Genomic DNA, 22,884 nt, shown 5'->3' with positions numbered 1-22,884 from the left:
GTGATCTTTATGAATATAAAGAAATTGATTAAGTCGATTTACCCCGCCTTAATTGTTGTCCTTTTATATGTAGTTGTAACGGTCCTGCGCTCTGTGGGTATCCTAAATGGCTATTATATTCAAGTCATGATGTTTGCCGGCATCAACATTATGATGACAGCCAGTCTGAACTTGGTCAATGGCTTTACTGGACAGTTCTGTATTGGCCACGCTGGCTTTATGTCCCTAGGTGCTTATGGGGCCGCGGTCATTACCACCATGGTATTTGATGGTAAGAATATTCCGGTAGTTGCCCAGGTCCCTGTCTTTTTGTTAGGCCTACTGGTAGGAGGGTGTGTGGCTGCCTTGGTAGGAGTGCTGATTGGGATGCCCTCCCTAAAGCTAAAGGGGGACTATTTGGCCATTGTTACTCTGGCCTTTGGTGAAATTGTCCGCGCTATCCTTCGTCTGATCCAGCCGATTGGCGGAGCCAGAGGCATGATTGGCATTCCAAATTACTCCAATTTTGCCTGGATCTTATTCTTTATGGCGTTGACGTTATATCTATTGCGTAACCTTATCTATTCTCCCTACGGCCGCGCCTTTATCGCAATTCGGGACAATGAGATTGCTGCAGATGCCATGGGCATCAATACTACCCGCTACAAGATCACATCGTTCTGTATCGCTGCCTTTATTGCCGGCGTAGCAGGCGGCCTGTATGCTCATGTGCTAGCCTTCATTCAGCCGGACTCCTTTAGCTTTACAAAGAGCTCCGATTTCTTGGTCTACTTGTATGCCGGGGGTTCCGGATCTCTGACTGGTTCTATTTTGGGCGCCACACTGTTGACCATCCTGCCTGAGGTTCTCCGCTTTTTGGCCGACTGGCGCCTGGCGGTGTATGCGGCTATTCTGGTCATTGTGATGCTCTATCGCTCAGAGGGGCTTTGTGGTGGCAAGGAAGTTCCCTTTATGCGTATTTCTCGTGCGTCCCTGTACGAGACTCCGCTGTTTGGCTCAAAGAAGGATAAAGAGCCTGCGGGTGTCTCTAAGTCCTGAGAAGGGAGAAGTGGTGATATGAGTCTTCTTGAGGTCAAAAACCTCTCTATCATGTTCGGTGGGCTTTGCGCCGTGGATAATTTTAATTTGGAAGTTGAAAAGGGCGAATTAATTGCCATTATTGGGCCAAACGGCGCGGGAAAGACAACCGTATTTAATATGCTGACCGGTATTTACAAACCCACCACCGGTACCATTAAGCTAGATGGGGTGGATATGGTAGGGCTTAAACCCTATCAGTTTGCGCGACAGGGGATTACCCGAACTTTCCAGAACATCCGCCTGTTCTCTAATGCCAGTGTGGCGGACAATGTAAAGATGGCCCATACTATGCATAACGACCAGAATCTAGCCAAATGTTTTTTGCGTACACCGGGCATGGTGAAGAGCGAAAGGGAGCTGGATGAGAAGGTCATGGGTCTGTTAGACCGTCTGGGACTGGCCGACAAAGCAAATTTACTAGCAAAAAATCTGCCCTATGGCGATCAGCGCCGTCTGGAAATTGCACGTGCCCTGATGACGGATCCCAAGATCCTGTTGTTGGATGAGCCAGTAGCTGGTATGATTACCACTGAACTGGAGGATATGGCGAACCTGGTAGCACAGATTCGCAAGGACTTTGGTGTGACTATCATTTTGATCGAGCACCACATGAACTTTGTAATGCCTATTGCGGACCGCATCAAAGTCTTAGACTTTGGTAAGACCATAGCTGAAGGGGTGCCCGCCGAAGTGCAGGCCAATCCGAAGGTTATCGAGGCATACTTAGGAGGAGGCTATCAGAATGTCGCTACTTGAGATTCGGGATCTTCATGTGTCCTATGGAGCCATTAATGCGGTACAAGGCGTTTCCTTCTCGATGGAAAAAGGGGAGATTGTGGCGTTGATTGGGTCCAATGGCGCTGGAAAGTCCACCATTCTGCGCACCATCTCTGGTCTGGAGCACGCAAAAAGCGGGTCAATTCTGTTTCAGGGAACAGAATTGACCAAGATGAAGCCCCATAAGATTGTAGAACAGGGCATTGCCCATGTGCCAGAAGGCCGCCGGGTATTTTCGAAGATGTCCGTCACTGAAAACCTGACTATGGGAGCCAATCTGATAAAAGATAGAGCTTTCATAAAAGATGGTCTGGAACGGGTATTTACTATCTTTCCACGACTGAAGGAGCGTGAAAAGCAGCAGGCTGGGACACTTTCTGGAGGTGAGCAGCAGATGCTGGCGTTAGGCCGGGCCTTGATGACCAACGGAAGCCTGTTAATGCTAGACGAGCCTTCCATGGGGCTGGCTCCTATTGTTGTAGAAGATATTTTTCGCGTCATCAGGCAAATTAATGAAACTGGCACTAGCATCTTGCTCATCGAACAGAACGCCTTTTTAGCTCTGAATACGGCCTCCCACGCTTATGTGCTGGAGACGGGGAAAATTACCATGCAAGGTGCCTCTCAGGATTTGCTAGCTGATGAGCGTGTGAAGGCAGCCTATCTGGGTGCCTAAGCATATACAACAAACTGATTTGTAGGAGTGAATGAACGATGCAGTTGTCAAATTTGGCCCAAAATCTGGGTGGATCAGTCATTCGGGAGATGTTCAATGAGGCCTTGAAAATGGAGGATACTATCAGCTTTACAGTTGGCGAGCCGGACTTTATCACTCCGCGCCCCATCATTGAAGAGGCATGCCGATGCTGGGAGTCCGGTATGACTCACTATACCCCGAACAGTGGCGTGTTGGAACTGCGCCAAGCGATTGCGGAGTACCATGCCAATGATCTGAAGCCTGATCCCACAAACCAGATTATGGTGTCCTGCGGTGCCACTGAGGCGATCCAGATGGCTTTGTTCACCTTGGTAAATCCCGGTGATGAAGTCATCGTAATCACACCGGCCTGGCCTAATTATTTTGGACAGATTGGTATGGTGGGCGCCAGAATGATCTGTGTCCCAGCACGTGAGGAAAACGGATTTATCCCAGATCCTGATGACATCAAGGCCGCGATCACACCTAAAACAAAAGCTATCATTCTCAACTCACCCTCTAATCCTACCGGTGCGGTGATTGACAAGGATACTTGCAAAGCCCTGGCTGACCTGCTCCGCGAGCGGGATATCTTTATCATTGCCGATGAGATATACAGCCGGTTAGTTTATGATGATGCGGGCTATACCAGCATTACCTCCTTTGACGGAATCATGGAAAAGACTGTGTACATTAGCGGCTTCTCCAAAATGTTTGCCATGACTGGCTGGCGCCTTGGTTATGCGATCTCCCAGCCTGATATTATCCGTAACATGACTAAACTGCACGAGAACGGAGCTTCCTGTCTGCCGGCCCCCAGCCAGATTGCGGCCGCCTGTGGGCTACGTCAGTGCCAGTCTGAGATTGAGAATATGCGGCAGAGCTATCTTCGCCGCCGTGACCTGATCTGTTCACTGATTGACCAGACCCCTGGTCTGTCTATTAAAAAGCCAAAGGGTGCCTTCTATGCCTTTGTCAATGCCAAGGAACTGACAGAGTTCACCGGGATGAATTCCCGTGACTTGTGTATGGATCTACTGAAGAAGACCGGGGTCGTTACTGTCCCTGGATCCGGATTCGGTGACAGTGGGGAAGGATTCATCCGAATTACCTACGCCACCTCTGACGAAAATATTAAGAGGGGCTTTGAGCGCATCCAGGGCTATATTCAGGGCCTGGGATTTTGAATCTAAATCTATGATCAAATGAAGGGCAGGGGCCTTGTCTGGGGACAGGGCCTCTGCCTTTGTTTTGATTCCCTTGAATTTTATTTTGGAAAATGCTATGCTGGAATCAAGAAACTACAATGGAGCGGATAATGAATATGTTAGCCTATACTTTTTTGGAACAAGGAACATTCAAATTGTTGGAGAAAGAGAGACCAGTGATCTTGGATGACCGAGACGCGATCGTGCGGGTCACCTTAGCCAGCATTTGTACCAGTGACCTCCACATCAAGCATGGCTCTGTACCAAGAGCAGTGCCAGGTATTACGGTCGGCCATGAGATGGTGGGCGTAGTAGAGAAGGCTGGTCCTGCTGTATTATCAGTGAAGCCTGGTGACAGGGTCACCGTAAATGTAGAGACTTTCTGTGGGCACTGTTTTTTCTGCCAGCATGGCTGGGTGAATAACTGCATAGACCCAAATGGTGGCTGGGCCTTGGGCTGCCGCATCGATGGCGGGCAGGCAGAATATGTGAGAGTTCCCTATGCGGACCAGAGCTTGGATAAGATTCCTGATTCCGTGACTGACCGTCAGGCCCTTTTTGTAGGTGACATTCTGTCTACAGGTTATTGGGCGGCCCAGATATCAGATATCAGCCCTGATGACACTGTGCTTATCATCGGGGCCGGCCCGACAGGTATATGTACCTTACAGTGTGTTTTGTTAAAAAGTCCAAAACGTGTGATTGTATGTGAGCGGGAAGAACAGCGCCTCCAGTTTCTCCACCGTTACTATCCTCAGGTGCTGGCGACCACACCGGAAAAAGCACTGGACTATGTACGGCGAAACAGCGACCACGGCGGCGCGGATGTAGTGCTCGAGGTCGCTGGTGGAGCGGAAACCTTTCGTATGGCCTGGCAGTGTGCCAGACCCAATGGCACTGTGGCAGTAGTGGCGCTGTATGACGGTCCTCAGCAGCTGCCCTTGCCCGAAATGTACGGGAAAAATCTGACCTTCAAGACTGGTGGTGTGGATGGTTGCAGCTGTGCGGAGATATTAAAGCTGATCAAGGAGGGAATGCTGGACACCACGCCGTTAATCACCCATACCTTTCACCTAGAGGAGATCGAGGCGGCCTATGACCTCTTTGAACATCGGCGGGATAACGTGATAAAAGTGGCTATTGAGATGGGGGAGAAGTCCTAATGATCTTATATTTTTCCGGAACTGGAAACAGCCGTTATGCCGCTGAACTTTTGTCAGAGCAGTTGAATGAAGAACTCCTGGATCTAGGAAAACGAATCAAAAGTGGTGAAAAAAGCCAGATTTTTCTGCTAGACCTTTGGTTTTTGTAAGTTTTCCTTATATTTAAAATTAGAGACGTGTCACTGAATTTGTATCTTTCTATATATCCGTCAAGCTTCCAAACCAAATCTCATATCTTTTCCACTCTAGGACATACTACTTACTCTCGATACTGGAGGTGAAAAGAATGAGCTTGATCGTGTGCACTGATTCCTGTGTTTATCAGAAGGACGGATACTGTTCTCTCTACCGAGCCGCCTCCTCCGGGTTAACTTCTAGCTCCAGCTGTATTAATTTTGTTCCCTTAAGTAAAAAAGCTTTACAGCAACGTCGCCAGAGCCTCCCGAATACTGGAAACCCGGATCAACTCTAGTCCCTCCGGAGCAATTAGTTTGCCCTGGACACGCTTTGGAATCAGACATTTTGTAAAGCCTAGCCGCTGGACTTCGGACAGGCGTTGGCCTAACGCACTGACTGCCCGAAGTTCTCCGGTCAGCCCCACTTCCCCAATAGCAGCAAAATCATGAGGTACCGGTCTGTCCCGAAAACTGGAGGCCATAGCCAACACAACTGCTAAATCTGCCGCTGGTTCGTCTAATGTTAGCCCTCCAATGACATTTAGATAGCTGTCACAATTTCCCAGTAAAAGGCCGCCGCGTTTTTCCAGCACGGCCAGCAACAACATGGTGCGGTTATATTCGAAGCCATTGCTCACTCTTCTAGGATTTCCTAGGCTGCTGGGCACCACTAGGGCCTGGATCTCTGCCAGCACCGGGCGTACTCCCTCCATAACACAGGTAACACAGGTACCCGGAGCATCCATGGGACGGCCAGCTAACAGAGTTTCCGAGGGGTTTGGCACTTCACACAGTCCACCATCCTCCATCTCAAAAACACCAATCTCATTGGTCGCGCCAAAGCGGTTCTTGGCCGCCCTTAAAATGCGGTAGGCCATATGCCTCTCACCTTCAAAATAAAGGACACAGTCTACCATATGCTCCAGCACCTTAGGCCCGGCAATAAAGCCCTCTTTGTTCACATGTCCGATGACAAAAACAGTAATTCCCTCTCCCTTTGCAAGCTGCATCAACGCCAGTGTGCACTCCTTTACCTGGCTTACGCTTCCAGGGGCGGCATTCACATCCCCGTGGTATAAAGTCTGAATAGAATCCACAATGAGCACATCAGGCTGGAGATGATGAACTGAATCAATCATGTTCTCCAGATCGGTTTCCGCCAGCAGATGAAGCCCCTCCTCTGCCACGTTTAGCCTCTGCGCTCGGAGTTTGATCTGCCGTTCGGATTCCTCTCCTGATACATACAAAACTGTGGCAAACCGGCACAGATTATCGCAGATCTGCAGCATAAGTGTGGACTTTCCAATGCCAGGAGCACCGCCTATCAGAACCAGCGATCCCTTGACCGCACCGCCTCCCAGAACCCGGTCCAGCTCTCCCATTCCTGTACAAAATCTCAACTCATCTGTGATCTCCACATCTTTCATGAGTTTGGGACGGTGAACGGCCACGCCAGCCGCGGAACCTCTGGGATGGTTGATTCCTGCTTTTTTGACGGGCTTTTCCGTGGGTTGCTCTACCACCGTATTCCATGCGCCGCAGGCAGGACATTTCCCCTGCCATTTTGGCATCTCGTTCCCGCATTCTGTACAGTAAAAGAGAGTCTTTGCTTTCATCGTCCTGCTCCTTCTGGTGCCGAGTTTGATTTATTTTATTCTAGCAGGTTTTCGCCTTATTGTAAATCTGTACGGACAGTTTCTATCAGCTTTGAGAAGAGCCAGGCCCCCTAATAAAGGGGAGCCTGGCTGTTTTTTTAACCTCTAGCAGGAGTCCTGGGTTGTGCTTTGTCAAAGGCCGGGTTAGTAAGGTAGACGTTTCTTGCGTCCATCTTCTCTTTGCACAGGCGCAAACACTCGCCAAATCGCTGGAAGTGGACAATTTCCCGCTCTCGCAGAAAACGGATGACGTTGTTGACATCTGGGTCATCGGAAAGGCGGAGAATGTTATCATAGGTGAGGCGGGCCTTTTGCTCGGCCGCCAAGTCTTCAGTCAAGTCGGCAATGACATCGCCGGTAGATTGGATGGAGCCGGCGCTCCAAGGGAACCCGGAAGCGGCAGTAGGATAGACACCTGTGGTGTGGTCTACGAAATAAGGAGCAAAGGTTGGATTATTTCGCACATCTTCGTCGGTGAGGTTTCGAGTCAGTTGGTGAACGATGGCGGCTACCATCTCCATATGGCCCAGCTCCTCAGTGCCGATGTCCGTCAATACGCCTTTTGCCTCAGCATAAGGCATGGCATAACGCTGGGATAGATAGCGCATAGAGGCACCTAGTTCTCCATCTGGACCACCATATTGACTGATAATAAAAGCGGCCAACTTAGGATTTGGAGTGGCAATTTTTACTGGAAATTGAAGCTTCTTTTCATAAATAAACATTTACTTCACCTCATTCTGCTGGAAATTCCAAGGCCAGGGCTCCTGGAGCCAGTTGTATCGCTCTCCAGTCGCCGCCGCGGCTTTGGTCAGGGGTCCGAATTTGCTTTCGTAAGCGGCTTTGGCCGACTTTTCCATGGCGGCATACTGCTTGAAAAGGGTGAATGCCTCCGTATCGTCAGGATGGGTGTCAAGATAAATCCCAAGTTCTAGTACGACGAATTCCAGAGCCTGGAGCTCTACCAGCGGATTTGTGGGCAAAGTGGAACCTTCCACCTTCAAATGGAAGGGGAGGTTGAGGCCTGGAAAGAGTGTACCGTTGCTCAGAGCCTCACTTTGGGAATATTTATTGGGTCTATCCTGCTGAAATGGGACGTAAGGGACTGCCAGTCCTGCACAGGACGGCAGAGTACCATAATTATCAGGGCAGCTAGTCTGCAGGGGGCAGGAACTACCGATCTCTTGATTCAAAGGGATTCCCTCCTTGGTTGGATTTGAGGGGCGGATGGGCCCTCATCCCAGTGTATGGTCTGACCGGTAACGTGGTCCCTGGAGAAAAAGGGAGTCAAGGATGGAACTTTTGGGCTTTCTGGTTATCTTCTCTATTTCTTTACCAAGGAAGACAAGATTTGGTGGCCAAAATAAATTTTATTTTAAATAGGGAATATTGCTCTTGTCCGTCTCCATATGTTAGGTCGAGGTGGTCTTATGAGGCGGCGGATGTTATTGCTAGGATTGGCTATCGTGACAGTATTGTTTTTGCTGAACTGGTCGCTGCGCTTATGCATGGGGAGAATGGATAGAATAGCGTCATCTTCCTCTTTAGTAAATAGCCAGGCCAATCTGATTCTGGATGCCGGGCATGGTGGAGAAGATGGGGGTGCTGTCTCACTCACTGGTATGCCGGAAAGTCAGATTAATCTGGCAGTGGTATTGAGGATGCGGGATATTTTGGCCTTTTACGGAGTATCTCCCATGGTCCTTCGAGAAGAAGACATTTCCCTCCACGACAACAGTGCGGTTTCACTGCGTGAAAAGAAGGTATCTGATCTAAAAAATAGAGTGGCTGCTATTGAGGGACAAAGAAGCGCCACTCTGCTTAGTATCCATCAGAATACTTATCCGAATAATCGCTATCACGGCGCACAGGTATTCTATGCGCCCACAGAGGGCTCTAAGGAACTGGCGGAACATATTCAGGCGGTAGTCAAGGGGACACTCCAGCCAGAAAATGAGCGGTCGGTAAAACAAATTCCGGATACGGTCTATCTTATGAATCATATTAGTTGTCCAGCCGTCCTGGTGGAGTGTGGATTTTTAACGAATCCAGAAGAGGAGGCACAACTGTTGGATCCAGATTATCAGAAACAACTGGCCGCTGTTCTGGTGGGGGCCTGGCTGACCGCTCCATAAGAACACAACCACCAGCTTCGCTGGTGGTTGTCTCTATGCGGGCATAGCCCTTTATTCCTCACGGATGACACATCAAACGTGTAATTCAAATTCTGTCAGCCGGCTCTATCCACGCCGTTTTGATTCCTTAGTCCTTTCCTACCACCACTTTCTCTTTCTGCACCTCTATCACTCCTACTGAGTTACGATAAATTCCTGTTTTTTCCGTTAATCCCTCAAGGAATTAATACACGCCAGCCGCAGTGATGTGTTCTCATGACACAGTTTAATCGAACATAACCGTCTCAGCTAAGTCTAGATTGGTATTTGATATTTCTTGGTCTACAACAGATACCGGAGCATTACTCTTTACTCTTTCTGCTCCTGTGATATCCCATCCGCCGCCAGCAACGGTTTCGTTTGTGTTCACCATTACTTCCATACCACTATACATGAATCTTAACCAGCCTTCTGCGGTTATCGTGTCTTCTCCGAAGTACTCATAATCATCGACACCAATCAAGGAGAAGAAATCTTCAAAGGACATGTCATCTTCCATGTCTGGAAAAAGTACATTTGCTGTTGTGATGAAACCAGCGCATTTTAACTGGTCTTCATATTCGTTCATAGCCTTTTCAGCATCACCGCTCTGTGTTCCGAAAAAGTAGGAAACATATTCCGCCTCCGGATCCCCAAAACATATAGCAGCACAATCCGGGAATCCATCTAATCTTACAATAAATTCGCCTTCGGGATACTCATTTCTTAATTCACTAAGTGTTTTTCCAATGTCATTAAAAAATTCAGGTGTTTGGTCGCTAGGGGTTGCAGGTACGCAAGCGGAAAATGCGAATGATACAAGCAAACATATGGTCACAATAACTACGTTTCTTTTCATATTAACCTCCGTTCAGCGATATCATACTGCTCTAAATGTAACATTTTTGAGGAATTTCTTGGAGCAAATCGGCAGACAAAATGATGTATTGTTTTATAAATTATAATAAGAAGCACAACAAAAAGCAAGGATTTGGAATGTTGTTCCCAATCCCCCAATTCTTGCTAATCAAAGTACATTTTCAGCAGAAATGATAAATCCGAACACATTCATCACTTAGAGAATGTAGTTCGGATTATCATTGTTTGCAGAGGACTGTTAATATCGATATTTTCCGACGGTGAAAAATACCGCCCGCAGGGCGGCCACCAGCTGCGAGCCCAGCGGAGCGGGTCGCAGTTGGAAAGGAGGAACAAGGGAGCGGGCAGATGACGCCTTTTTTCCCCAGCATAAAAAGATGTCGGAGCAAAGTGGACTTTGCTCCGACGTGGTCCTCCTAATAATTACATATCCGAACGATGACAATCTTCCAAAAGGTAAGTATTATATCCTTTGGGGACAGGGCAGTAGGTAGCACGATCAAATTAAGACAGAGTCCTGGTCCTGGTCCTGGTCCTGGCCCTGCTCCCAGAGATACAAGCCTTTTTCGAGAGCGAGGAAGGACAGCGGGAGTTTGCAGAGTGGAAAGCGCAACAAGAACAAGACAAGGAAAAACAGGACTAAAGCACAAGGCGGGAACATCTGTCACGATGCTCCCGCCTTGTTATTAACTCTCATTAGATGCTTTTCGTCCAAATAGAACAAAAATATATGGAGGCAATATCCAGGCAATTATGGCAGAAATCCAAACATTTTGAGTAACTTGGAATAGCAGACTTGAAATAAAACTATCCCACTCTGTTAACTCGGCAAAATACAGAGAAAACATTCCTTGCATTTTATAAGCAATTAAGCCAAATACAATATTGAGGACAACCAAGACAGACGCAGAGTAAAAAAGTTCTCTGTGCGTCATCTTACGAAAAAAGAAAAATCCACCAATCGTAACAACAATTATAAACAGTACAATATTAAGAATTAACCATCGTGTACTATCTGTGGATATTGACCCGTCTGGCAATGTTACTATTGTCCATCTTCCCAAAAAACGGACCTCCAGTTGAAAACATATCCAACTTGCTACAATGCAATATAGAGGAACTTTCCACCATGATTTCTTCATGCTATGCGCCTCCTTTGGATCAGTTTCTGTGATTATATCACCGATTTTGTTGAAAAGCAATGGCAGGAATTTTCTTCCTGCCATTGTCTGCTAAATTACATTTTCAAAAGAAATGATAAATCCGAACACATTACCCACTTGGATAATGTAGTTCGGATTATCATTGTTTGGTACGAGTGGCGATACAGAACTTTTTGAAAAACCCAGTAATATCAATGGTTTTCGGGCATCCGAACAGAAAAATATCTTGTATATCCCCCCACATTAGGGCGACTGTTTTAAGGCAGCCGCCCTTTTTTACGCCTAAAATTTAGTGTGCCAATTAGGGGCGAAAATCCCTCTATTTTCTTCCTGTGCTGCCTGTTGGAAAGCAGGCGCAGGTGATTTGTCCTTCGGGTATCCGTTGGATACAGAGGTCATCTTTTCCCCGAAAACGAACACTTTTCCAGATCGCCGGAGGGAGGTGAGATTATGGCGGTATTTCGCATTGAGAAAACCCGCGACTACACGGTGATGGCAAACCATCATCTGCGGAACACGGCACTGTCGCTGAAAGCGAAGGGGCTGCTGTCCCTCATGCTATCCTTGCCGGAGGATTGGGACTACACCACCAAAGGCCTTGCCCGGATATGCCGGGATGGAGTGGACAGCATTTGTGCTACGGTTCGGGAGCTGGAAGATGCGGGGTATATTATCCGTGAAAGAGTCCGTAACGCCAACGGGCGGCTCGGCAGCATCGAGTACACGATCCTGGAGCAGCCCAGGCCACCGGAACCTAAACCGGGAAAACCTGAACGGGAAAATCCAGTTCAGGTAAAACCAGTCTTGGATTCTCCTGTCTTGGGAAAACCTGAACAGGAAAACCCCGCACAATTAAATACTAAAGGATCAAGTAACCAAATATCAAATACTGATTCATCAAGTACGGAAGGATCAAATCCTATCCAATCAAGCCTCCAAACCCCCGCAGGGGCCAAACGGACCGGACGGGACTGGATGCGGGAGCGAGAGAACTATCGGGAACTGATTTTGGAGAATATCGAGTATGACTATCTATGCCGGGATGACCGGCTGGATCGGGATGTGCTGAATGAGTTGGTGGAGCTCATGGTGGATACCGTCTGTTCCCGCAGGGAGACGATCCGCATTGCCGGAGACGACTATCCGGCGGAGGTGGTCAAATCCCGGTTCCTGAAGCTGAATAGTTCTCACATCGAGTATGTGTTGGACCGTATGCGGGAGAACACCACCTATGTCCGTAACATCAAGAAATATTTGCTGGCTGCCCTGTATAACGCCCCGGCCACCATCGACAGCTACTATGCGTCCCTGGTGAACCACGATCTGTACGGCAGCGGAGAAAGGAGGTAATCACTCATGCAGGAAGAAGTCACCCAGCGCACCGTTGCCCTCTGTGTGGAGGCCACCAAGCTCTCCGCCGGGATGCTGCAACAGGCCATGAAAAAAGTGCTGGACGAGATGCAGAAGGGCGTGACCGGCCACAAGACCAAGCTGCACCACGGCAAGCAGACCCTCCGGCAGCTTATGAAGCACAATACCGGCGTTTCAAACATCGAGATCACCGACCAGAACATCCGGGCCTTTTCCGCCACCGCCAAGAAGTACGGCATTGACTTCGCGCTGAAAAAGGACACCAGCGGCGATATACCCCGCTACCTGGTGTTCTTCAAGGGCCGGGATGCCGACGTTATCACGGCGGCCTTTCGGGAGTTCTCCGCAAAGAACCTGGAGAAAGAGAAAAAGCCCTCCATCCGCAAGGAGCTGGAGCAGGCAAAGCAGCAGGCCAAAGCACAGCACCGCCAGCGGGAGAAGGTCAAGACCAAAGACCGGGGTGTGGAATTATGACGGTTGACTGGAAGAAAAAGCTGCTCCCCAACCTCCCGTATCTGCTGTTCGTGTATCTCTTTGACAAGCTCTGCCAGGCGGTGCGCCTTGCGCCCGGCCTTGACGCCTCTGAAAAGTTCCTGCATTTGAGCCAGGGCTTTACGGAGGCGTTTTCTTCTGGGCTACCAAGTCTGCATCCGCTGGACCTGCTGGCGGGCATCGCCGGGGCGGTCATCGTCCGGCTGGCGGTGTACGCCAAGAGCAAGAATACAAAGAAATATCGCAAGGGCATTGAGTACGGCAGCGCCCGGTGGGGCACGGCGGCCGACATTGCCCCCTATGTCGATCCGGTCCCTGACCGCAACATCCCTTTGACCCAGACGGAAAAGCTCACCATGTCCAGCCGCCCGAAAAATCCCAAGTACGCCCGGAACAAGAACATCCTGGTCATCGGCGGCAGCGGCAGCGGCAAGACCCGTTTCTTCGTCAAGCCCTCCCTCATGCAGATGCACAGTTCCTATGTGGTCACCGATCCCAAAGGGCAGCTTTTGTCCGAGGTGGGGACCATGCTGCGGCGGGGCGCCCCCAAGCTGGACGAGAACGGAAAGCCCATGCTGGACGCCCACGGAAAGGTCATCTATGAGCCGTACCGCATCAAGGTCCTCAACACCATCAACTTCAAAAAAAGCATGAAATACAACCCCTTCGCCTACATCCGCAGCGAAAAGGATATTTTGAAGCTGGTGAACGTCATCATTGCCAACACCAAAGGCGACGGGGAAAAATCCTCCGAAGATTTTTGGGTGAAGGCTGAGCGGCTTTTGTACTGCGCCCTGATCGGTTACATCTGGTACGAGGCGGAGCCGGAGGAAAAGAACTTCCTCACGCTGCTGGAGCTCATCAACGCATCCGAGGCCAGAGAGGACGACGAGGAATTTCAAAGTCCCGTTGACCTGCTCTTTGCAAAGCTGGAGAAGGAGCACCCGGACCACTTCGCTGTGAAGCAGTACCGCAAATTCAAGCTGGCTGCCGGCAAGACCCTGAAATCCATCCTGATTAGCTGCGGAGCCCGCCTTGCCCCCTTCGATATTGCGGAGCTGCGGGAGATCATGTCGGACGATGAACTGGAGCTGGATACCTTGGGCGACCGGAAAACGGCGCTGTTCCTCATTATGAGCGACACGGACACCACCTTCAACTTCGTCATCGCCATGCTGCAAAGCCAGCTGTTCAATCTCCTTTGCGACAAGGCGGACGATGTGTACGGCGGCAGGCTGCCCGTCCATGTGCGGTGCCTCCTGGACGAGTTCGCCAATATCGGGCAGATACCCAACTTTGATAAGCTGATCGCCACCATCCGGAGCCGGGAAATCTCGGCTTCTATTATTTTGCAGTCCCAAAGTCAGTTAAAGACCATCTACAAGGACGCCGCGGATACCATTGTGGGCAACTGCGACACCACCTTGTTTTTGGGAGGCAAAGAGAAATCCACCCTGAAAGAAATCTCGGAGCTGCTGGGCAAGGAGACCATCGACAGCTTCAATCAATCCGAGAACCGGGGCAGCCAGGTTTCTCACGGCCTCAACTATCAGAAATTAGGAAAGGAGCTGATGACTCAGGACGAGATCGCGGTGATGGACGGAGGCAAGTGTATCTTGCAGCTTCGAGGGGTGCGGCCGTTTTTCAGCGATAAGTTTGATATAACGAAGCATCCCCGCTACAAGTACCTTGCCGACTCCGACAAGAAAAACACCTTTAACATTGAACGGTACATGAAACGCAGACCGGCTATTGTGAAGCCGGACGAGCCTTTCGATCTGTACGAATTGAAAGCCACCGACCTTCAACCCAACAATTCAACTGAACGAAAGGAAATGTGAATATGAGCTTTTTTACCAACGCTATCGACGTTTTGCAGACTCTGGTCATCGCCCTGGGCGGCGGCCTGTGCGTATGGGGCGGCATCAACCTTCTGGAAGGTTACGGCCAGGACAACCCTGCCTCCAAGAGCCAGGGCATCAAGCAGCTCATGGCGGGCGGAGGCGTTGCCCTCATCGGCATCACCCTGATCCCCCTGCTGTCCGGTCTGCTGTCCACCACCTGATGTTTCTCCAAACCCGGCGGGGGCTTTCGCTTTGCAGCGGGAGCCCCCGCAAAGGAGGTGATCTCCCTTGATATTGGATATGATCCAGGAGTGGTTCAAGGAACTGCTCATTGACGGTATCATTTCAAACCTGACCGGGATGTTTGATACCCTGAACACAAAGGTGGGCGAGATCGCCGGGGAGGTCGGCATGACGCCCGCCGCCTGGAACAGCAGCATCTTCAACATGATCCGCAATCTCTCGGAGACGGTGATCGTCCCCATCGCGGGCATCATCCTCACCTTCGTCATGTGCTACGAGCTGATCCAGCTCATCATCGAGAAAAACAACCTTCACGACTTTGACACTTGGATTTTCTTCAAGTGGATTTTTAAGACCTTCTGTGCGGTGCTGATCGTCACGAATACCTGGAACATCGTCATGGCGGTGTTCGATGTGGCGCAGAATGTGGTCAGCCAGTCAGCGGGGGTCATCATCTCGGACGCGGGCATCGACATCTCCGGTGTGGTTGGCAATCTGGAGACCCAGCTTGCCGACTGGAGCGTGGGCGCCTTGCTGGGGCTGTGGTTCCAGAGCGTGTTCGTGGGGCTGTGTACGCAGATACTTTCCATCTGCATCTTCCTGGTGATCTACGGCAGAATGATCGAGGTGTATTTGGTCACCTCAATAGGACCAATTCCCTTTGCCACGATGGTCAACCGTGAGTGGGGCTCCACCGGGCAGAACTACCTTCGCTCCCTGTTGGCCCTGGGCTTTCAGGCCTTCCTCATTATGATCTGCGTGGGCATCTATGCGGTGCTGGTGGAGGGCATCTCCACATCCGGCGACAACATATCCGCGGCTATCTGGGGGTGCATGGGCTATACGGTTCTGCTGTGCTACACCCTGTTCAAGACCGGCAGCCTTGCAAAATCTCTGTTCGGTGCCCACTAAAGGAGGTGTAAAACATTGGCTTATGTAACGATCCCGAAGGACCTGAGCCGGATACAGAGCAAGGTTCTGTTCGGGCTAACCAAACGACAAGTGATCTGTTTCGGAGCGGCGGCGCTGGTAGGCGTACCGCTTTTCTTTTTGGCAAAGGCGAGCCTGGGGACCACCACGGCGGCGCTGTGCATGATCCTGGTGATGCTGCCCTTTTTCCTGTTCGCCATGTACGAGAAGAACGGGCAGCCGCTGGAAGTGTTCCTGGGCCATCTGATCCAGAACAAATTCATCCGGCCGAAGGTGCGCATCTACCAGACCAACAATCTCTATTCCGCCCTGGTGCGGCAATCCCAATTGGAACAGGAGGTGAAAAAGATTGCAAGAAAAGAAAGTAAAGAAAAAGCTCACCCGTAATCAGCGCAAACAGATCGAGTCGGTGATCCGGCAGGCAAAGGGCGACGGGAAAGCCCATACGGTGCAGGACAGTATCCCGTTTCAGAATATGTTTCCCGACGGCTTGTGCAGGCTGGAGGGCGGCACCTTCTCCAAGACCATTGCCTTTGAGGATGTGAATTACCGCCTGGCAGGGCCGGAGGACCAGCGGAGCATCTTTGAAAGCCTCTGCGACTTCTACAACGGCTACGACCCCTCCATCGGCGTCCAGGTCACTTTGGACAGTCGCAGCGGAGGCAGCGCCGCCGATGAAATGTTCGGTATCACCAGGCAGGGCAACGACCTGGACCCCATCCGAGACGAGGCGGTGGACATCCTGCGGATGCAGTACAAACGGGGCAACAACGGCTATGTGAAAACCAAGTATGTCACCCTGACCATCGAGGCGGAGAACCTTCCCGCGGCGAGGGCCCGGTTTGCCCGCATTGAGACCGACACCCTCAACCGCTTCAAGGTCATGGGGGCGGCGGCTCATGTGCTGGACGGAAAGGAACGGCTGGAGCTGCTTTACAATATCCTCCACCCGGAAGGCGGGCAGTTCGCCTTTGAATGGGACTGGCTCCCGGCCAGCGGCCTTTCGGTGAAGGACTTCATTTCTCCGTCCTCCTTCCACTTCGGGGAGACCCGCACCTTCCGCATCGGCAGGCGATACGGGGCGGTGTCCTTCCTGCAAATTCTGGCGCCGGAGATGCACGACCGTATCCTCACCGACTTCATGGAGGCGGACGGAAATATTATGGTCACCATGCACATCCGGGGCATCAACCAGAACGAGGCCATCAAAATGGTAAAGCGGAAGATCACCGACCTGGACGCCATGAAGATACAGGAACAGAAGCGGGCGGTGCGCAGTGGCTACGATATGGACATACTCCCCAGCGACTTGTCTACTTATGGCGGTGCGGCAAAGGACCTTCTCACTGATCTGCAATCCCGTAACGAGAGAATGTTCAACATGACCTTTCTTGTGCTGCACACGGCGGAGACCCGGCAAAAGCTGGAGATCGCCGTGTCCCAGGCGGCCAGCGTCGCCCAGACCTACAACTGCCTCTTGACCCGGCTGGACTTCCAGCAGGAGGACGGGCTTATGAGCAGCCTTCCCCTGGGGCTCAATCGCATCAAGATCGAACGGAGCCTGACCACATCGGCTCTGGCGGTGTTCGTCCCCTTTGTCACCCAGGAGGTGTTCATGGGCGGCGACGCCATGTACTACGGCCTTAACGCCCTCTCCAACAACATGATCCTGCTGGACCGCAAACAATCCCGCTGTCCCAACGGCCTTGTGTTCGGCACCCCCGGCAGCGGCAAATCCATGAGCTGCAAGCGGGAAATCACCTTTATCATGCTGATGACCCAGGACAATGTCATCATCTGCGACCCGGAGGACGAGTATTCGCCCCTGGTGAAGCGGCTGGGCGGCCAGGTGATCCGACTGTCCCCGTCCAGCACCGACTATGTGAACCCCCTGGACATCAACCTCAACTACTCTGAGGAAGAAAACCCGCTGGCGCTGAAATCTGACTTCGTGCTGTCCTTCTGCGAGCTCATCATGGGCAGCAAGACCGGTCTGGAGGCCATCGAGAAAACCGTCATCGACCGGGCGGTGCAGATGATCTACCAGCCCTACTTTGCCGACCCCCGGCCGGATAATATGCCGATTTTGGGCGACCTGATGAACGCCCTGCTGTCCCAGCACATCCCGGAGGCTGACCGGGTGGCCCAGGCATTGGACCTCTATGTGAACGGTTCGCTGAACTTCTTCAACCACCGTACCACCGTGGACATCTCCAACCGTCTTGTCTGCTTTGACATCAAGGGCCTGGGCAAGAACCTGAAAAAGCCGGGGATGCTCATTGTCCAGGATGCGGTGTGGAACACCGTCACCATCAACCGTGCCATTGGCCGGTCCACCTGGTATTTCGTGGACGAGTTCCACCTTTTGCTGAAGGAGGAACAGACCGCGGCGTACAGCGCCGAGATTTGGAAACGGTTCAGAAAATGGGGCGGCATCCCCACCGGGGCGACCCAGAACCCCAAGGACCTGCTTTCCTCCCCGGAGATCGAAAATATCCTGGAGAACAGCGACTTCATCTATATGCTCAACCAGGCGGCAGGCGACCGGAAGATCCTGGCGGAGCGGCTGAACATTTCATCGGAGCAGCTTGCCTATGTGACCAACTCCGAGCCGGGCCACGGGCTGCTGTTCTTCAACAATGTCATCCTGCCCTTTGCGGATGACTTCCCGAAAGACACCGAGCTCTATAAATTGCTCACCACCAAGCCCAGCGAGGTTGCACACGAAACTGTGGACGACGAAAAGGAGGACCAGAATGGATAACAAGATGGCGGTTTTCAATAACCGCGAATTTGGCAGCATCCGAGTGATCGAAGAAAACGGCAATTATCTGTTTTGCGGATTTGATGTTGCGAAAGCCCTGGGATATGCAAAACCGAGGAACGCCATCAATACGCATTGTAAGGGGGCCCTGAAACGGGGCGCCCTTACAGAAGGAGGCGTACAGGAATTGACATTCATCCCGGAGGGTGATGTGTACCGCCTGATCGTTCATAGTCGGCTGCCTGGTGCGGAACGCTTTGAAAAATGGGTGTTCGACGAAGTTCTTCCCATGATCCGCAAGACGGGCGGGTACATGACTGCCTCCCTTCTGGAGCAGGCGGCGGAAAAGCCGGAAATACTGCTGGCCTTTGCCGACCAGCTTCTTGCCGAGCATGAGAAAAACCGGCAGCTCTCCGGCGAGGTGGAACGGCTGCGGCCGAAAGCAGATTTCTATGACGCCTTTGTCCATGAAGAAAACTGCACCAATATCCGGGCTACGGCGAAGGAACTGCAAATCGGGGAACGTGCGTTTTGCCGTTTCCTGATGGACGCGGGATTTCTGTACCGCTGCCCGGCCGGATACCTTCTGCCCTATGCCAAGCCCTCCAATAACGGATTATTCCGTGTGAAGGACTTCTGGAAATACGGGCATTTTGGACAGCAGACCTTGATTACGCCCCAGGGGAAGAATGTGATCCGTCTGCTGCTGGATGATGGGCAAATGCGGCTGGAATGGAAGGAAAGGATGGGATAAGGATATGGAACAGGAAAAGCTGTATGTCATCGAGGAAAAGACCTATGAGGCACATATCGACGAGGAAGTGCATCTCTACGGGCTGCTTCATCAGCTTGCCTTCCTTGCCGGAAAAATCAAGGACCGGGAGGATGTCGAGGCGTTCATTGCGGCGGCGAAGCGGTACGGCCAGATCGCCGATGACAAGTTTGATGCCTGGAACATTCCCGGCCGTTACCTGGTGTTCGGCGACAAGGCGGACCTTGCCGGGATGAAGGCGCGGGAGCTGTGCGAGCTGGACGCCTTCTATGTGGAGTGCGAGGACGACGAACCCGAACCGGGCAGCGGCCGCCAGGAGGAACACTATCTGATCCCCGGCAGCGGATTCCGGCTGCTGGTGAGCGAACTGCACATGTTCCTGGTAACCTGGTACAGCATCGCCAAGTGTCTGTCGCAGGCGCAGAACGAGAAGGATTTTCTCCGCCTGCAAAAGAAATACGGGAACTATGAAAAGACGCTGAACAGGCTGCGCCGCAAGCTGGGTCTTTCCGCTGACAGTAACTTTTGTCAGGATGAATTGGAGGCGGCGGTCATCAAGCGGTTCCGGGCAGAGCTGATCCCTGGGGAGCAGATCAGCCATGAATAAGCTCACCCATGTCAGCCTGTTTTCCGGCATCGGCGGGCTGGACCTGGCGGCAGAGGCGGCGGGCTTTGAAACGGTCTGTCAATGCGAGTGGGCGGACTATCCCTATTCCATCCTGCAAAAGCATTGGCCGGATGTGCCGAAGTTCCGGGACATCACCACATTCACGAAGGAGGCGTTTTTTGAGAAAACAGGACTTGAAACCATCACCATCCTCTCCGGCGGATTCCCGTGCCAGCCCTTCTCCACCGCAGGAAAACGGCGGGGCTTTGCGGATGAACGCTACCTGTGGCCGGAAATGTGCCGCGTTATTGCCGAACTGCGGCCCCGTTGGGTGCTTGGGGAAAATGTTGCTGGCTTCATCAATATGGGGCTCGACAAAACGATTTTTGACCTGGCAAAAGCGGGATACGCTGTTCTCCCATTCGTATTTCCGGCTTGCGGCGTCGGCGCATGGCATGAGCGCCAGCGAACTTTTATCGTCGCGGCTGATGTTTCCCACACCCCTTGCCTCCGACAAATCCACGGGGCGGGACGCTGCCAACCTGGATGTGTACCTGTCGGACAACGGGATATTCCGCAAGCGGAACAAGGACGGGACGATCTGGAGCCTGTCCCTGTCGGCGGCGGTGTTCTATCTGACCCCGGCGGCGTCGGAGGGCTACCGTTCCACCTTGAAACCGGCGGCCTTCCGGGACAAATCCCCGTCCTCCAACCTGTCGGCCCAGGTGATCCGGCAGGAGCAGCCCCTTTCCGAGAAAGCGGCGCTGAACCCGGACTGGGTGGAATGGCTCATGGGATTCCCCCCGAAATGGACGGACGCATCCTATGGCGTGCCGAGCCCGAAGGAGTCCCCCGCATGACCGAGGATACCGACAACCGGGCGCTGCGGCTGAAAACCCTGGGGAACGCGGTCTGCCCGCCTCAGGCTTATCCCATTTTCCAGTACATCGCCATGATCGAAACCGGGGCCTGTGTCAACATCTGCCCCTATGGAACAGGAGGTGACGCACCTTGAAAGAATGGAAAGCCTCCGCAAAGGAGGCGCAGAAGATGACCCGTGACGGGGCGGTATCCGTCAATCTGGTCACGGGCGAAACGACTTATCCCTCTGACCGGGCGCCAGAGCAGGACCATTCCGCCTCCGGCGACACGGCGGGCGCCGCTGGAAAAGCGGTGGACCGTGCAGAACTGCACCGGGAACAGGCAGCAGCCAAAAAGAAGCGCCGGAAACAGCGCAGAGCCTATCGGGAGGGCGAGGCGGCAGCAGGCCGCCCATCCTCCCGATTGCAGTTTTCCGAGGCGGACCAGGCCAAGCCGGAGCTGCAAGGGGCCATCCGCAAGTCGGACAAGGCGGCGGATCGTCTGGATGCCGCCAGGGACGCGATCCCCAATAAGAGTCCGGGAAAGCCCCATGCCAATCCGCTGTCCCGCCCCATCCAGGAGGCGGGGGCGGCCATCCACGGCAAGGTCCGGGAGGTGGAGCAGGAAAATTCCGGCGTCCAGTCGGGCCACTTGGGAGAACGCGGCATTGAGAAGGCTGTGGTCTACGGAAACCGCCGTGTCCAGAACTGGCGGGCGGAACGCAAGCTGAAACCCTGGCGGGACGCAGCAAAAGCGGAGCAGGCGGCGGTCAATGCCAATGCGGATTTCTACTATCGGAAAGCTATGGCGGAGAACCCCCAGCTTGCATCCAATCCCATCTCCCGCCTGTGGCAGAAACGGAAGCTGCAAAAGCAATATGCGGCGGCGTACCGGGCGGCGGGCAAGACCGCCCAGGCCGGGAAAACAGCGGAGGCCACGGCAAAGGCGGCCAAGAAAACCGCCCAGGAGTCCAAGCGCACCGCCCTTTTCCTGAAACGGCATTGGAAGGGCGCGCTGATCGTGGGCGGCATCGGCCTTCTGCTGGTGATGCTGCTGGGCTCCCTGCAATCCTGTTCCTCCATGTTCGGCGGCGGTGTATCCAACATCATGGCGTCCTCCTATCTCTCCGAGGACTCCGATATGCTGGCGGCGGAAGAAGCCTACTGCGCCAAAGAGGATGAATTGCGGGAGTACCTGGACACCTACGAGGCCACCCACGACTATGACGAGTATCACTTCGACCTGGATGAGATCGAGCATGACCCCTATGTGCTGATCTCCATTCTGTCGGCTCTCCATGATGGGGTGTTCACCATCGACCAGGTACAGGGAGACCTTCAAACCCTCTTTGACAAGCAATACATCCTCACCGAAACCGTGACCACGGAGACCCGCTATCGGACGGAAACAAGGACGGACAGCGAGGGCAATGAGTATGAGGTGGAAGTTCCGTACACCTGGTATATCTGTACCGTGACATTGGAGAACTTCGACCTGTCCCATGTCCCCGTTTACATGATGGGCGAGGAACAGCTTTCCTTGTACGCCACCTATATGTCCACCCTGGGCAACCGCCCCGACCTGTTCCCGTCCTCCGGGTATGTGAACAAGTACATCGACAACCCGCCCACCGCCTGGGAGATTCCCGCTGAATACCTGACGGACGAGCGGTTCAATACCCTTATCAGCGAGGCAGAAAAGTATTTGGGCTATCCCTATGTGTGGGGCGGCAGCAGCCCCAGCACCTCTTTTGATTGCAGCGGCTTCGTCAGCTATGTGCTGACCAACAGCGGCCTGTGCAATACCGGGCGGCTGGGCGCCCAGGGGCTCTACAACATTTCCACCCCAGTATCCGACCCCCAGCCCGGCGATCTGGTGTTCTTCGTGGGCACCTACGACACAACCGGCGTATCTCATGTAGGCATTTATGTGGGCGACGGGATGATGCTGCATTGCGGCGACCCCATCCAGTATTCCAACCTGAACACGAGCTACTGGCAGTCCCATTTCTACTCATACGGCAGACCGCCGTACAACTGATGGGAGGCG

General features: G+C 52.6%; 24 protein-coding genes and 1 pseudogene. 20 read left to right on the top strand and 5 right to left on the bottom strand.

Annotation, left to right across the window (positions count from 1 at the left end; translation table 11 throughout):
• Positions 1 to 9 precede the first annotated feature (9 nt).
• The 6 genes from WKS99_RS08520 to WKS99_RS08495 all read left to right on the top strand — a co-directional run bounded on the left by WKS99_RS08520 (position 10) and on the right by WKS99_RS08495 (position 5,074).
• Positions 10 to 1,038, top strand: coding sequence for a branched-chain amino acid ABC transporter permease (locus tag WKS99_RS08520; protein WP_207721925.1), 1,029 nt, complete (start codon positions 10 to 12; stop codon positions 1,036 to 1,038).
• 18 nt (positions 1,039 to 1,056) lie between these two features.
• Positions 1,057 to 1,836, top strand: a complete 780-nt coding sequence (locus WKS99_RS08515) for an ABC transporter ATP-binding protein (protein ID WP_186852592.1) — start codon at positions 1,057 to 1,059, stop codon at positions 1,834 to 1,836.
• Positions 1,823 to 2,533: an ABC transporter ATP-binding protein gene (locus tag WKS99_RS08510; RefSeq protein ID WP_186852591.1), complete on the top strand. Its 711-nt coding sequence runs from the start codon at positions 1,823 to 1,825 to the stop codon at positions 2,531 to 2,533. The genes WKS99_RS08515 and WKS99_RS08510 overlap by 14 nt, the downstream gene beginning before the upstream one ends.
• A 38-nt stretch (positions 2,534 to 2,571) precedes the next feature.
• Entirely contained in the window at positions 2,572 to 3,741 is a 1,170-nt protein-coding gene (locus WKS99_RS08505; protein ID WP_240287646.1) for a pyridoxal phosphate-dependent aminotransferase, read from the top strand.
• 176 nt (positions 3,742 to 3,917) lie between these two features.
• Positions 3,918 to 4,925, top strand: a complete 1,008-nt coding sequence (locus WKS99_RS08500; RefSeq protein ID WP_374740183.1) for an alcohol dehydrogenase — start codon at positions 3,918 to 3,920, stop codon at positions 4,923 to 4,925.
• Complete coding sequence (locus WKS99_RS08495) at positions 4,925 to 5,074, top strand: flavodoxin family protein (protein ID WP_147571797.1); 150 nt, start codon at positions 4,925 to 4,927, stop codon at positions 5,072 to 5,074. Before WKS99_RS08500 ends, WKS99_RS08495 begins: the two co-directional genes overlap by 1 nt.
• 269 nt (positions 5,075 to 5,343) lie before the next feature.
• Here WKS99_RS08495 and radA read toward each other — a convergent pair whose 3' ends face one another.
• From radA to WKS99_RS08480, 3 genes are all read right to left on the bottom strand, one after another.
• Entirely contained in the window at positions 5,344 to 6,717 is a 1,374-nt protein-coding gene (radA, locus tag WKS99_RS08490; RefSeq protein WP_340405742.1) for a DNA repair protein RadA, read from the bottom strand.
• A 137-nt stretch (positions 6,718 to 6,854) separates the two neighbouring features.
• Positions 6,855 to 7,481: a manganese catalase family protein gene (locus WKS99_RS08485; RefSeq protein ID WP_147571795.1), complete on the bottom strand. Its 627-nt coding sequence runs from the start codon at positions 7,479 to 7,481 to the stop codon at positions 6,855 to 6,857.
• A complete protein-coding gene (locus WKS99_RS08480; protein ID WP_240287650.1) occupies positions 7,482 to 7,949 on the bottom strand; it encodes a spore coat protein CotJB in 468 nt (155 codons plus the stop codon).
• A 249-nt stretch (positions 7,950 to 8,198) separates the two neighbouring features.
• On the opposite strand from WKS99_RS08480, the gene WKS99_RS08475 reads away from it, so the two are divergent.
• Complete coding sequence (locus WKS99_RS08475) at positions 8,199 to 8,891, top strand: N-acetylmuramoyl-L-alanine amidase (RefSeq protein WP_186852587.1); 693 nt, start codon at positions 8,199 to 8,201, stop codon at positions 8,889 to 8,891.
• A 265-nt stretch (positions 8,892 to 9,156) separates the two neighbouring features.
• On the opposite strand, the gene WKS99_RS08470 is transcribed toward WKS99_RS08475, so the two are convergent.
• On the bottom strand, positions 9,157 to 9,768 hold the full coding sequence (locus WKS99_RS08470) for a hypothetical protein (RefSeq protein ID WP_340405741.1): 612 nt from the start codon (positions 9,766 to 9,768) through the stop codon (positions 9,157 to 9,159).
• 706 nt (positions 9,769 to 10,474) lie between these two features.
• On the bottom strand, positions 10,475 to 10,930 hold the full coding sequence (locus WKS99_RS08465; RefSeq protein ID WP_186852586.1) for a hypothetical protein: 456 nt from the start codon (positions 10,928 to 10,930) through the stop codon (positions 10,475 to 10,477).
• Between the two features lie 471 nt (positions 10,931 to 11,401).
• On the opposite strand from WKS99_RS08465, the gene WKS99_RS08460 reads away from it, so the two are divergent.
• The 13 genes and pseudogenes from WKS99_RS08460 to WKS99_RS08410 all read left to right on the top strand — a co-directional run bounded on the left by WKS99_RS08460 (position 11,402) and on the right by WKS99_RS08410 (position 22,875).
• Complete coding sequence (locus WKS99_RS08460) at positions 11,402 to 12,301, top strand: DUF6017 domain-containing protein (RefSeq protein ID WP_340405740.1); 900 nt, start codon at positions 11,402 to 11,404, stop codon at positions 12,299 to 12,301.
• 6 nt (positions 12,302 to 12,307) lie between these two features.
• Positions 12,308 to 12,796, top strand: a complete 489-nt coding sequence (locus WKS99_RS08455) for a PcfB family protein (RefSeq protein ID WP_340405739.1) — start codon at positions 12,308 to 12,310, stop codon at positions 12,794 to 12,796.
• Positions 12,793 to 14,655, top strand: coding sequence for a VirD4-like conjugal transfer protein, CD1115 family (locus WKS99_RS08450; protein WP_340405738.1), 1,863 nt, complete (start codon positions 12,793 to 12,795; stop codon positions 14,653 to 14,655). Before WKS99_RS08455 ends, WKS99_RS08450 begins: the two co-directional genes overlap by 4 nt.
• 2 nt (positions 14,656 to 14,657) lie before the next feature.
• Positions 14,658 to 14,879, top strand: a complete 222-nt coding sequence (locus tag WKS99_RS08445) for a Maff2 family mobile element protein (RefSeq protein ID WP_087374121.1) — start codon at positions 14,658 to 14,660, stop codon at positions 14,877 to 14,879.
• 79 nt (positions 14,880 to 14,958) lie between these two features.
• Positions 14,959 to 15,813, top strand: a complete 855-nt coding sequence (locus WKS99_RS08440; RefSeq protein WP_118235807.1) for a VirB6/TrbL-like conjugal transfer protein, CD1112 family — start codon at positions 14,959 to 14,961, stop codon at positions 15,811 to 15,813.
• 15 nt (positions 15,814 to 15,828) lie between these two features.
• Complete coding sequence (locus WKS99_RS08435; RefSeq protein WP_340405737.1) at positions 15,829 to 16,218, top strand: PrgI family protein; 390 nt, start codon at positions 15,829 to 15,831, stop codon at positions 16,216 to 16,218.
• Positions 16,181 to 18,595 (top strand): VirB4-like conjugal transfer ATPase, CD1110 family, encoded by a 2,415-nt coding sequence (locus tag WKS99_RS08430; protein ID WP_445297949.1) that lies wholly within the window; start codon positions 16,181 to 16,183, stop codon positions 18,593 to 18,595. The genes WKS99_RS08435 and WKS99_RS08430 overlap by 38 nt, the downstream gene beginning before the upstream one ends.
• Positions 18,588 to 19,349: a BRO family protein gene (locus WKS99_RS08425; RefSeq protein WP_117515655.1), complete on the top strand. Its 762-nt coding sequence runs from the start codon at positions 18,588 to 18,590 to the stop codon at positions 19,347 to 19,349. The genes WKS99_RS08430 and WKS99_RS08425 overlap by 8 nt, the downstream gene beginning before the upstream one ends.
• A 4-nt stretch (positions 19,350 to 19,353) precedes the next feature.
• On the top strand, positions 19,354 to 19,974 hold the full coding sequence (locus WKS99_RS08420) for a hypothetical protein (RefSeq protein WP_118251418.1): 621 nt from the start codon (positions 19,354 to 19,356) through the stop codon (positions 19,972 to 19,974).
• Positions 19,967 to 20,416, top strand: a pseudogene (locus tag WKS99_RS13505) (DNA cytosine methyltransferase); the annotation flags it as partial. The gene WKS99_RS08420 and the pseudogene WKS99_RS13505, both read left to right, overlap by 8 nt.
• Before the next feature lie 46 nt (positions 20,417 to 20,462).
• Positions 20,463 to 20,834 carry a hypothetical protein gene (locus WKS99_RS13500; RefSeq protein WP_297041871.1) on the top strand — a complete coding sequence of 124 codons (372 nt, stop codon included), beginning with the start codon at positions 20,463 to 20,465 and terminating at the stop codon, positions 20,832 to 20,834.
• Positions 20,831 to 20,989, top strand: a complete 159-nt coding sequence (locus WKS99_RS13495) for a hypothetical protein (protein ID WP_243423658.1) — start codon at positions 20,831 to 20,833, stop codon at positions 20,987 to 20,989. Before WKS99_RS13500 ends, WKS99_RS13495 begins: the two co-directional genes overlap by 4 nt.
• Complete coding sequence (locus WKS99_RS08410; protein WP_340405736.1) at positions 20,986 to 22,875, top strand: C40 family peptidase; 1,890 nt, start codon at positions 20,986 to 20,988, stop codon at positions 22,873 to 22,875. Before WKS99_RS13495 ends, WKS99_RS08410 begins: the two co-directional genes overlap by 4 nt.
• The last annotated feature ends 9 nt before the right edge of the window (positions 22,876 to 22,884 follow it).

Origin of the sequence: Flintibacter sp. HCN-6482 (assembly GCF_037892565.1) — a bacterium.
Classification (GTDB): Bacteria; Bacillota; Clostridia; order Oscillospirales; family Oscillospiraceae; genus Lawsonibacter; species Lawsonibacter aceti.
The sequence above is the reverse complement of the archived record's forward strand: the minus strand, read 5'-3'. Positions and strand labels throughout refer to the sequence as shown.